Annotated in this window: 9 protein-coding genes; 7 read left to right on the top strand and 2 right to left on the bottom strand. The window is 34.8% G+C overall.

From position 1 onward, the window contains the following. Nucleotides 1–178: 178 nt before the first annotated feature. The 5 genes from BLW20_RS10630 (at nt 179) to BLW20_RS10650 (ending at nt 4,895) form a co-directional block, all read left to right on the top strand. Entirely contained in the window at nt 179–1,462 is a 1,284-nt protein-coding gene (locus tag BLW20_RS10630) for a citrate synthase (RefSeq protein WP_091100392.1), read from the top strand. 104 nt (nt 1,463–1,566) lie between these two features. After that, nucleotides 1,567–2,058, top strand: coding sequence for a hypothetical protein (locus BLW20_RS10635; protein ID WP_091100396.1), 492 nt, complete (start codon nt 1,567–1,569; stop codon nt 2,056–2,058). Between the two features lie 114 nt (nt 2,059–2,172). After that, a complete protein-coding gene (locus BLW20_RS10640) occupies nt 2,173–3,087 on the top strand; it encodes a dimethylarginine dimethylaminohydrolase family protein (protein WP_091100399.1) in 915 nt (304 codons plus the stop codon). Nucleotides 3,088–3,149: 62 nt separating this feature from the next. Next, the gene (gene ctlX / locus BLW20_RS10645; protein ID WP_245725313.1) at nt 3,150–4,088 is read left to right on the top strand and encodes a citrulline utilization hydrolase CtlX; all 939 of its coding nucleotides are present in this window, start codon (nt 3,150–3,152) and stop codon (nt 4,086–4,088) included. Between the two features lie 267 nt (nt 4,089–4,355). Next, the gene (locus tag BLW20_RS10650; protein WP_091100403.1) at nt 4,356–4,895 is read left to right on the top strand and encodes a hypothetical protein; all 540 of its coding nucleotides are present in this window, start codon (nt 4,356–4,358) and stop codon (nt 4,893–4,895) included. 25 nt (nt 4,896–4,920) lie between these two features. On the opposite strand, the gene BLW20_RS10655 is transcribed toward BLW20_RS10650, so the two are convergent. Then, entirely contained in the window at nt 4,921–6,465 is a 1,545-nt protein-coding gene (locus BLW20_RS10655; RefSeq protein WP_091100407.1) for a SulP family inorganic anion transporter, read from the bottom strand. Between the two features lie 381 nt (nt 6,466–6,846). Next, the gene (locus tag BLW20_RS10660) at nt 6,847–7,467 is read right to left on the bottom strand and encodes a MarC family NAAT transporter (RefSeq protein ID WP_091100410.1); all 621 of its coding nucleotides are present in this window, start codon (nt 7,465–7,467) and stop codon (nt 6,847–6,849) included. 82 nt (nt 7,468–7,549) lie between these two features. On the opposite strand from BLW20_RS10660, the gene BLW20_RS10665 reads away from it, so the two are divergent. Both BLW20_RS10665 and BLW20_RS10670 read left to right on the top strand, forming a co-directional pair. Continuing rightward, the gene (locus BLW20_RS10665; RefSeq protein ID WP_245725314.1) at nt 7,550–8,536 is read left to right on the top strand and encodes an LLM class flavin-dependent oxidoreductase; all 987 of its coding nucleotides are present in this window, start codon (nt 7,550–7,552) and stop codon (nt 8,534–8,536) included. Between the two features lie 2 nt (nt 8,537–8,538). Continuing rightward, the coding region (locus tag BLW20_RS10670) for a hypothetical protein (RefSeq protein ID WP_218143518.1) at nt 8,539–8,893 on the top strand (355 nt) is incomplete at its 3' end.

Consider the following 8,893-nt stretch of genomic DNA (forward strand, 5'->3'; position numbering starts at 1 on the left):
AATTTGTAAAAAAAATCATAAATACTTTAAAAGTGACGGTTCAAAAACGGCTACATCTTAGGTTTATAATAGTTTAAATCAATATTTAATAAGAATTATTTATACATTTACGCTTTATTAAGTAAAACATTTTTAGTAAATTCGCTAAAAACAAAATAAAAAAATAAACTAAAAATATATGTCAAAAACTGCAACTATAGCTATAGATGACAAAACGTTTGAATTGCCTGTAATTGTTGGGACAGAGAACGAAGTAGCTATCGATATTGAAAAGTTAAGAGCTTTAACCGGAGCCATAACATTAGATCCGGGATATAAAAATTCAGGTTCATGTAAAAGTGCCATTACTTTTTTAGATGGCGAAGAGGGAGTTTTAAGATACCGCGGATATTCTATCGAAGATTTAGCTGAAAAGTCAAACTTTTTAGAAGTGGCTTATTTAGTGATTTTCGGAGAATTACCTACCCAAACGCAAATTGAAAAATTTGAAAACGATATACGTAAGCACACGCTTGTTAACGAAGAAATGAAAGGAATCATTGACGGTTTTCCTAAACATGCCCACCCAATGGGTATTTTGGCTTCATTAACTTGTGCCTTAACAGCTTTTAACCCTAAAGTTGTAAATGCAGAGTGCGAAAAGGATATGTATGAAGCAGTTTGCAAAATCATGGGTAAATTTTTGGTTGTTGCAACATGGACATACAGAAAAATTAACGGTTATCCGTTAAACTACTATGACAATACAATGCCTTATGTAGATAATTTTTTACAGTTGATGTTTAAATTGCCAACGGGACCTTACAAAGTTAATCCGGTGGTTTTAAATGCAATTGATAAATTATTTATTTTACATGCTGATCACGAACAAAACTGTTCTACGTCAACCGTTCGTATGGTAGGTTCTTCTCATGCAGGATTGTTCGCTTCTATTTCAGCTGGTGTTTCTGCTCTTTGGGGGCCATTACACGGTGGTGCAAACCAGGCGGTTTTAGAAATGTTAGAAGAAATTCAAAAAGATGGCGGAGATGCCAATAAATACTTGGCTAAAGCAAAAGATAAAAACGATCCGTTCCGCTTAATGGGCTTTGGACACAGAGTGTACAAAAACTTCGATCCTCGTGCACGTATCATTAAAAAGGCAGCCGATGAAGTTTTAGCAGAATTAGGTGTTGATGATCCTATTTTAAAAATTGCAAAAGATTTAGAAGAAATGGCGTTGAAAGACGAATATTTCGTAGCACGTAATTTATATCCAAACGTAGATTTCTATTCAGGAATTATTTACCGTGCCTTAGGCATCCCAACAGAAATGTTTACAGTAATGTTTGCTATTGGTCGTTTGCCGGGTTGGGTAGCCCAATGGAAAGAAATGCGCGTAAACAAAGAGCCAATCGGCCGTCCGCGTCAGGTATATGTAGGGGAACCATTACGTCCTTTTAAAGAAATGAACGAGAGATAATAATAATATTAAATTTTGTAATGAAAACGTATTGAGAAATCAATACGTTTTTTTGTTAAATAAAATATAATTTTATATATTTATTACATTTCTTAATATATAGTATGAAAAAAGTAGCCTTAATACTGTTTAGTTTATTCGTTGTAGTAGGTTGTTCTTCATCAGATGACCACAATATAAAAATTTACTTTGATGAAGAAACATACAGCCAACAAAAATTGATGTGGGAACAACAGAATATTCAAAATTATACATTCACGATTAAATCTATGAGTTCATCTGATGGACCAATAGAAGAGGAAATAACAGTTTTAAACAGGGAGGTGGTGTATGATGAAAATAGATTTTATAATTTAACAATTGATGATATTTATAACGAAATTAAAAGAGAGTATGATTATGATGTAGAGCAATCAAAAAAGAATCCACTCGATTCTTTTTACAAAATAATTGATGCGATTTATCATAGCGTAAAATATGACAAACAATATCCAATTCCTGTTTCTTTCGGAAGGTCTTACAATTTTAATACAAATGATATTCCTGTTGGCTTTGGTAGGACTACGGAAATTCAAAATTTTGTAGTTAATGATTAAGGGTGGTATTTAAAGCCGAGAAAAAAGCCAAATCAAACCGATTTGGCTTTTTCATTTTTAATAGTATAACTACAAAGAACTTCTTATATTTGTCTATTACCTAAATACATTTTTATGAATTTACATGTAACAGATGAAACTTCAAGGCTTAAGGCCGTAATACTTGGAACCGCAAAAAGTAATGGCCCCACACCAACGATAGATGAGGCGTATGATCCCAAATCATTAGAGCATATCAAAGCAGGTACTTATCCGGTAGAAGCTGATATGATTAATGAAATGGAAGCTTTTAATGAAGTCTTTAAAAAATATGACGTAAAAGTTTACCGCCCGGAAATTATAGAAGATTACAATCAGATTTTTAGTCGCGATATTGGTTTTGTGATTGACGATGTTTTTATAAAAGCCAACATTTTGCCCGATCGTGAGCGTGAACTGGATGCCATTCAGTATGTAATCGATCAAATGGATCCCAATAAAGTGGTTCGCCCACCCGATGAAGTACATATCGAAGGAGGTGACGTGATGCTATGGAACGACCATATCTTTATCGGAACTTACAAAGGAAGCGATTATAAAGATTTTATTACCGCACGTACCAATATGGCCGGCGTACAGTACATCAAAGAATTGTTTCCAAATAAAATTATAAAAGAATTCGATTTGGTAAAATCAAAAATAGAACCTCGCGATAACGCTCTGCATTTAGATTGTTGTTTTCAACCCGTAGGATCAAACAAAGGAATTATTTATAAATCGGGCTTCCGTGAAGAAGCTGATTATATGTATCTGGTAAACCTTTTTGGCAGAGAAAATTTGTTTCATATCGAACGTGAAGAAATGTACCACATGAACTCTAATGTCTTTTCTATTGATAAAGACGTCGTAGTTTCCGAACGTAATTTTACTCGTTTAAACAACTGGTTACGCGATCACGGATTCACCGTAGAAGAAATTCCGTATGCAGAAATTTCTAAACAAGAAGGCCTTTTACGTTGTTCCACGTTACCGCTAATTAGAGAGAAATAAATTGTTTAAAGTTTAACGTTATTTAACGTCTTAAACCTTGAACTTTAAATTAAAAAAAATATATGAGTCAGCAAGCAGCAAATACCGTATTAATGATTCGTCCGGTTCAATTCCGTATGAACGAACAAACGGCAGTAAATAATTATTACCAAAAAAAATTAGAAGGATTAACTCCTGAAAATGTTAATCAGAAAGCACAAGAAGAGTTTGACGGTTTTGTAGAACGTTTGCGTTCGGTTGGCGTAAACGTAATTGTGGTTGATGATACCACCGATACTGATACACCCGACAGTATTTTTCCAAACAACTGGATTTCGTTTCACGACAATGCTGAAGTAGTGCTATATCCAATGTTTGCAGAAAACCGCAGACAGGAACGTCGCGAAGATATTTTTGATATTGTAGAAGAAGAAGGTTTTAAAATTACCGAAATAAATGATTACACCTCTGCTGAAGAAGACAACATTTTTTTAGAAGGAACAGGCAGTATGATTTTAGATCGTGAAAACGCAAAGGTGTATGCAGCTTTGTCGCCTCGTGCAGACGAAGAACTGATTATAGAGTTTTGCGAAGACAACGACATGCACCCGGTTATTTTTGAAGCCTATCAAACAGTTGACGGAAACCGTCTGCCGATTTACCACACCAATGTAATGATGAGCATTGCCGAAACATTTGCCGTTATTTGTGGCGACAGCATTGATGATAAACAAGAACGCAAATTGGTTGTAAACAGCCTAAAAGAAGACGGTAAGGATGTTATTTATATTACCGAAGATCAAGTAAACCATTTTGCAGGAAACATGCTGCAGGTTGAAGGAACAAACGGACAACTGTATATGGTTATGAGTACACAGGCGTATGAAAGTTTGACCGATGTACAGATAAAAGCCATAGAAAAACATTGTGCTATTTTACACGCTCCGCTTTACACCATTGAAGCTTGCGGTGGCGGAAGTGCCCGTTGTATGCTGGCGGAAGTATTTTTACCGAAAGAATGATTTTAACTGACTGTTATTAACTTTAACCAGATATGTTTAAAAACGTCACATCGAGTAACGTAACAAAGTGAAGCCTTTCGGCAAGCTCAAGACAAGCTATCGAGAAGTTGTTAATTATTGGTTCTCAACAGGCTCGAATAGACAAAATCTTAATTATATTATAGTTTGGTATAAAGTTCGTGATGATCATTTAATTTTAAAGATTATAACAAACAAAGCGTTGAGAAATCAATGCTTTGTTTATTAAATTATAATATTAAGGAAATTATGAAATCAATTAGATGTCTTTCTATCGTATTCATATTATTTTTTTATTCATGCTCCAATAATTCTAAGGAGGAAGAGGTACAATATAACTTAAATTCTAAATTGATTTTTGCTGATATTGTTCTCAATTTATATGTAAAGGATTCATTAGTATGTAATTATTTATATGATGATTTAAATTGGGAGCCTTTTAAAAGGAGGCTGTTTACTGACAATTCTTCCTTGTTAAAAAAGTATTCTCCTCACTCTGATAGTAATTATATAAAAGATCAGATGGAAACTGTACGGTTAGGAAATAACCAAAATCAGTATTTTTCAAATTTTGAGATAATAAGTGAATTAGAAAATGATAGTCTAGTTGTTATGAATAATGAGGTCTATGGAATGACTTTACCTGTTTTTAATGAAAAAGGTGATGTAGCTTTTATCGGTTTTTCAGTAACTAACGGATTTTTATCAGGTTATGGAGAATTAATGGTGTTTAAAAAGAATAAAGATAAATGGAAGAGAGTAGAAAGAGTTCATTTGTGGATAAATTAAAGGATAAGCTAGTAGGTATATTATCTTACAACAAATCACTCGGTATTTTATAATCAGGGTCTTCTTTAATATTTACTTTAATAATTGCCGATGCATTTTCTAACAGTTTACGGCTGTCTTCGCTTAAATACGTTAAAATAACCGTTTTGTTTCGGGCTGCATATTTCTTTGTTAGTAGATCTAACGCTTCAATGCCACTCATATCGGCAATCCTACTTTCTTTAAAGGAAATCATTATGGTTTTGGGATCGTTGGCAATATCAAATTTTTCATTGAAATTAGCAACCGAACCAAAAAACAGCGGACCGTAAATTTCGTAATGTTTAATGCCGTTTTCATCAATGTATTTCCGTGCTCTGATGCGTTTGGCGCTTTCCCATGCAAAAACCAATGCCGAAATAATGATTCCAACTAAAACAGCCACTGCCAAATTGTGAAAAATAATGGTAATGCCGGCAACAATTAGGGTTACTAAAATATCGCTTTTAGGCATTTTAGTCACTTTCTTAAAAAATTCCCAGCTAAAAGTGGTTATGGCAACCATCATCATTACGCCAACCAATGCAGCCATAGGGATTTTTTCTATAACCGGCGCAGCTACCAATATAATAAACAAAATAGCCAACGCGCTTACAATAGCTGCAATTCGTTTACGCGCACCCGCATTCAGGTTTACAAAAGTTTGGGCAATCATGGCACAGCCGCCCATTCCGGTAAAAAAACCGTTGGCAATATTGGCAATTCCTTGTGCAACCGACTCTTTGTTGGCGTGACCCCGGGTTTCGGTAACTTCATCAACCAATGTTAAAGTCAGCAAGCTTTCTAATAAACCAACACCCGCCATAATTGCCGCATATGGAAAAATTATCTGTAAAGTTTCTAAATTCAGTGGAATTCTAGGTATGTGAAAAGGAGGAAGGGTACCACTTATAGAAGCAATGTCTTGTACTGTTTTTGTTTCAATGCCCAATCCGTGAACAATGGCAAAAATAACGATAATGGCAATTAATGTAGTGGGTAAAGCTTTTGAGATTTTAGGAATAAAATAAACAAGCAGTAAGGTAAGCCCTACAAGAAACAGCATGATTTGTAGAGATTCGCCATGAAGCCATGTTGTTTGTATTGCTGTTTTTGTTTTGAACTGTTCCAGTTGCGACATAAAGATTACAACGGCTAATCCATTTAAAAAACCGTACATTACCGGTTGTGGCACCAATCGGACAAATTTACCCAATTTAAATACTCCGACAAGTATTTGAAAAATTCCCGCCATAATAACGGCCGCAAAAAAATATTCTATACCATAAGATGCAATTAAAGAAATCATTACAATTACTGTTGCACCTGCACCGCCCGAAATCATTCCAGGTCTTCCGCCTAAAAAAGCAGTAATAATTCCCATGATAAAAGCTCCGTACAATCCGGTTAAGGGCGGTAATCCTGCTAAAATGGCAAAAGATAACGATTCGGGAATCATGGTCATAGCAACTGTCAATCCTGCCAATATTTCTGTGCGGTATCGTTTAAACTGATTCAAGTCAAAAATTTTCGTAAAAATACGGCTTATCATCTATTGAAAAACGAGGAAGGCAAAAATTATAATAAATTGTTATTTATATTTGTTCTAAATAAAAATAAAGTAGTATCTTTACCCGCGTAATAAAGTAAGAAGTAATTATTGCTTATATTATTGTTGTTAGTTATTTAGTTTTTATAAAAGGTACGCTGATGTGTACCTTTTTTATATTTAATGATTCTCACGGACTTTACAACAGAGTACAATTGAGATCTTCGTCAGTTCGTCCCGATCTTGATAGCTATCGGGAGAAGTCGAGAACCGATGATTCAAAGACTTTTGGATAGCCTGTCTTGAGCTTGACGAAAGTTTTGCTTCTTAAACTACTTGAGTGGCAATCTAAATAGATCTGGTATAAAGTAAGTAACAGTTATTTTATATTTTAAAAAGGATAAGAAGCGAAGTAATAATGTATTGAATACCAATTGCTAAAACTAAAAAGCCAATAATTCTTGAAATGGCAACAATCCCCGAAGCTCCTAAAATTTTTGAAATATAATTTGCACTTCTCAATATTAAAAAAACGCTTATTGCCACGGCAAATATGGCTGTTACAATGATTAATTTGTTTAAGATTTCCTGATAATCTTGCTCCATAGCTATAAGTAAAGACATGGATCCCGGACCTGCCATCATGGGAATGGCCAAAGGTGTTAAAGCAATATCGTTGCGTTGCTGTGCGTCGTTTGCTACTTTTTTGTTCACGCCGCGTTTTTTGCTGAACGTTCCCGAAAGCAGCCCGAAACCCGATGAGCAAATTACCACACCACCGGCAATTCTTAATACATCAATACTGATTCCGAAAAAATTTAAAATGACTTTTCCTATAAAAAACGAAATGACCAATATGATAAATACATTGACAGAAGTCCAAAGAGCCGTTCTTTTTTGAGATTCTTTTGTATCGCCCTGCGTAAGTCCTAAAAAAATAGGCACAGACCCCAAAGGGTTTATAACGGAAAACAATGCTGCAAAGGTTATTAAAAATAAATCCATAGCCAGAATGAAGTTTTTCTTAAAGCTAAAAAAATATTTTAAATAAGGTTCAAATAAAATGACTATTTTTAAGCAAAAAAAGATGAACTACTCTTTTCTGGATTTAGTTTACGTAAAGGAAGATAAAACGGTACGCGATGCTTTTGAAGAATTAAAGCAAACATCACAAAAGGCAGACGCTTTAGGATTTACACGATATTGGCTGGCAGAACATCACAATATGGAAGGTGTTGCCAGTAATGCCACGTCTGTTTTAATGGGATTTGTAGCTGCAAATACACAAAAAATGAAAGTAGGTTCGGGTGGTGTGATGTTGCCCAACCATTCTCCATTGGCGATTTCAGAACAATTTGGTACTTTAGCACAGATATATCCTGGTAGAATTGATTTGGGGTTGGGGCGTGCACCGGGAACCGATGGTTTAACTGCACAACAAATGAACGAGAATTTCATGAAAAACGTACACGAATTTCCACAGAATGTTTCGGCAATTCAAGACTATTTTTCATTAGCAAATACTCAGTCAAAAGTAAGAGCTTATGTAGCGGAAGGAACAAATGTTCCGATTTATTTGTTAGGCTCAAGTACCGATAGTGCGGTTTTGGCTGCTGCTTATGGTTTGCCTTACGCGTTTGCTTCACATTTTGCACCGCAACAAATGGCAGCTGCTTTTAAGTTTTATACAGACGAATTTCAACCCAACGGAGAAATTTCTGCTCCATACAAAATAGCTTGTGTCAATGTGATCATTGGTGAGACAAATCAGGAAGCTAAATTAAGTGCGTCAACTTTTTATAAAATGTTTTTGGGATTGATTCGTAACCAAAGATCAAAAATGAAAAAGCCCGATTGGTCCTTTTACGACGATTGGTCGGTAGTTGAAGAAGCACAGTTGAGCCAAATGACCGCTGGTAGTTTTATTGGCGATAAAGAAACTGTGGCTCGAAATTTGAAACAATTTATTGAACGTTACCATATTAACGAAGTAATGATGTCGTGCCCAATATATTCGGCAGAAAAACGTTTATATTCTATGGAGCAGTTTGCTTCAATCATGTCTGAAATTTAAAGATGAAAAAATTACTTATATCCATTAGCTGCGCTTTTGCAGCATTAACTGTCACCGCAACACCAACGGAACATTTTTCTAATGTCATTAATTACGGAAATCCATTAATTATTGTTAATGGATATAAGATTCGTTTTGCAGATTATTCCAGAATCAAACCTGAACATATTGAAAGTATCATTGAATTAGAACCTAAAGATGCTATTGAAGTATTTGGGGAGATTGGTAAAGACGGAGCTGTGGTCATTAAATTGATAAGTAGTTTTAAAGGCTTCTCGTTAGAAGGAGCAAAGATTGACGCAAAAATTATTGAAAAAGTACAGTATTATGCCGAACAGGCAAAATTAAGAGAACAAG

The organism is Paenimyroides marinum, from assembly GCF_900108395.1.
Taxonomy (GTDB): domain Bacteria; phylum Bacteroidota; class Bacteroidia; order Flavobacteriales; family Flavobacteriaceae; genus Flavobacterium; species Flavobacterium marinum.